This window comes from Pseudomonadota bacterium, assembly GCA_030859565.1.
Taxonomy (GTDB): Bacteria; Pseudomonadota; Gammaproteobacteria; order JACCXJ01; family JACCXJ01; genus USCg-Taylor.
In genome coordinates this window covers 1-2,726 of sequence record JALZJW010000262.1, presented here as the reverse complement: position 1 = coordinate 2,726, position 2,726 = coordinate 1, and the positions used below count along the sequence as shown (strand labels likewise).

Below are 2,726 nucleotides of genomic sequence, written 5' to 3'. Positions count from 1 at the left end.
CCAATATTGAGGTCAGCTTCTAGATGCGGTTTCCTTAGCGCCCTGCAGGATGAAAGGAAAAGCGGTACAGCAAATCAGCCGGGGCCAGCACCCGATACACACGGTTTTCGTAAACATATACATAATAGGTTAAGCGATCATCATCCAGGTGAGCTTGCGGTAGCCGAGCTCGGTATGCCGCTTGGGAAAGAGGCACAGTTCGATTCGCGTTCCTCCTCAGGCAGACGTCCGCTCTGCGTCCCCCTTGTGTGCTTATCCGGTATCCGCTCGCAGGCCTGGGCCATTGATCCGCTCGTAGTAACGCAAACGCCCCGACCCCAGCGCCCCCGATAATCCGCAACCGATCGGCCCGAACGCCGCTCGGTTCTCTGCACCCATCCATCACCCAGGGGCTGCGCACGGGCATCGTCGACTGTCGATCGGTTTCAAGGCCGCTTTGGCATCGGTGTGGTCGGATTCGCCAGCGTCTTCATTCCGCTCAATGAAGATGGCCTGCGCTCCGACGCGGTGCCCACGGCTGGGCTCGAGATGAGCTTCTAGCCCGGCCGCAGCGCCTTTACCCCCATATATGGACTCCTCCGATTTGCAAGCATCTCGCTCGTTGACGGCAGAGGTCGGTAGCGCAGTTGCTCCCATATATCCGGCCTGTTGGTGAGGCCTTGGTCGCCTCTGGCCCTGATGGATTTCCGCGTGTCTTCATCTCAATCACCCTACCGGCCTCGAAGGCCCCTGGGGGTAACGGATTTCTGAAAACACCGGTCCGACCGGTTTGCCATCGCGATGAAATGCTCCGCAACTGGGTGGAGAGTGACTCTCGAATACGCTCGGCGCGTCGTGTACTAGTCCTCTGTCATCTTGAACCCGCATCGATAGACCTCGGCTGTCCATCGTCATCCCGGCCAGGGAACGGCCGGGATCCACTGCCAGGGACGGTAGCCCTGCCGGTGCTTGGGCGTACCGTCCTGGTGTGGGATCACGAGGGCTCGGGAGGACATACGCTACGGATCGCATCTTGACGGGCTCAGGCGTTGGCGCACACGGGCGCCCGGTAGTCCTCCCCCCGCCTCAAGAGCGCCCAGATCACCCGAGCATTCTTGTTGGCGAGCGCCACGGCGGCAATGTTGGCGTTGCGCCGCTGGACCAATTCGTTGATCCAGCGGCTCTTTGTGTCGTGCTTCTTGGCGGCGGCTCGCACCACCGCCCGTGCCCCATGGATGAGCAGGGTGCGCAGATAGGTGTCGCCGCGCTTGCTGATGCCCATAAGCTTCGGCTTCCCGCCGCTCGATTGCTGCCCGGGCACCAGACCGAGCCACGCCGAGACCTGCCGCCCCGTCTCGAAGGCCTGACCATCGCCGAGCGAGGCGGCCATCGCCGTCGCCGTGATCGGCCCCACTCCCGGCACCTGGCCGATCCTGCGGCACACCGCGCTCTTCTGGTTCAGCGTCTTGAGCTTGTCCCCGTACGCCGCGACTTGCCGGTCGAGCGCCAAGATCCGCCCGTGCAGATCGGCGAACAACGCCCGCACCAAGTCACTCAAGTCGTTCTCGGCGTCCTCCAAGATCTCCGGCAAGCGCTTGCGCAGCTGGGCCAAGCCCTTGCCGATGACGATCCCGTACTCGCCCAACAAGCCGCGCAGCCGATTGGCCTGGGCGGTCCGCTCCTTCACCAACCCACTGCGTACCCGGTGCAGGGCCAGGACATCTTGCTGCTCGGCAGTCTTCACCGGCACGAAGCGCATGTTGGGACGCCCGACGGCTTCGCAGATCGCCTCCGCGTCGTTGGCGTCGTTCTTGTTCCCCTTCACATAGGGCTTGACGAACTGCGGGCTGATGAGCTTGACTTCATGCCCCTGCTTCCCGAGCTCCCGTGCCCAATAATGCGCCCCGGCGCAGGCCTCCATCCCGATGAGGCTAGGCGTCCGGTTGGCGAAAAACTCCAACACCTGCCGTCGCTTGAGCACCTTGCGCAGCACCACGTTACCCTTTGCATCCACCCCGTGGACCTGAAAGACGTTCTTTGCAATGTCCAACCCGATTGTCGTACTGTACATACCGGACTCCTCCTCTTCGTTGAAGTGGTCGTTTCATCTTCCACTCTGGCACATCACGATGCCGTTAGGGAGGGGAGGAGTCCATACCATTACCCTAACCCCCCCGCTCCGCAGGGGAGGGGACCGGACCGCCACCCCGCTGCGATCGCGATCCGCTCGGCCTGGTCGAGGGCGGCTATCCCGTTGACGCCGCCCTCGGACCCGCTTCCCGCTCGAAGACCAGGCGGCCGTCGCGCACCTCGACCCGGACCGTGTCGCCCGGCCCGAAGCGGCCCGCCAGTAGCTCGCGGGCGAGCGGTGTCTCGACCTGGGTCTGGATCGCGCGCTTCAAGGGACGGGCGCTATACACCGGGTCGAATCCGGCCTCACCGAGTGTCGCGAGCGCGGCCGGTGTCATCACCAACTCGATGTCCTGCGCGCGCAGGCGGGCGGCGAGGTGCCGCACCTGGATCTCGGCGATGGCCTGGATCTGATCCCTTTGCAGCGAGTGGAAGACCACCACCTCATCGATGCGGTTCACGAACTCCGGCCGGAAGAACTGAGCGACGCTGTCCATCACGGCGGTGCGCATGGCCTCGTAGTTCTCTTCGCCGGCCATCTCCTGGATGAATTGCGAGCCGAGATTCGAGGTCATGACCACGACGGTATTCCGAAAATCCACCGTGCGGCCGTGCCC

The 2,726-nt window shown here is 63.5% G+C and carries 2 protein-coding genes; both read right to left on the bottom strand.

Features of this window, described 5'->3' with window-relative positions:
* Positions 1 to 1,021: 1,021 nt before the first annotated feature.
* Positions 1,022 to 2,050, bottom strand: coding sequence for an IS110 family transposase (locus M3436_20490; GenBank protein MDQ3566350.1), 1,029 nt, complete (start codon positions 2,048 to 2,050; stop codon positions 1,022 to 1,024).
* Positions 2,051 to 2,225: 175 nt separating this feature from the next.
* A partial coding sequence (locus tag M3436_20485; protein ID MDQ3566349.1) for an AAA family ATPase occupies positions 2,226 to 2,726 on the bottom strand: 501 nt, incomplete at its 5' end.

Excerpts from the sequence above, each read along its gene's own strand:
- M3436_20490 (MDQ3566350.1), bottom strand. The coding sequence starts at position 2,050 with ATGTACAGTACGACAATCGGGTTGGACATTGCAAAGAACGTCTTTCAG.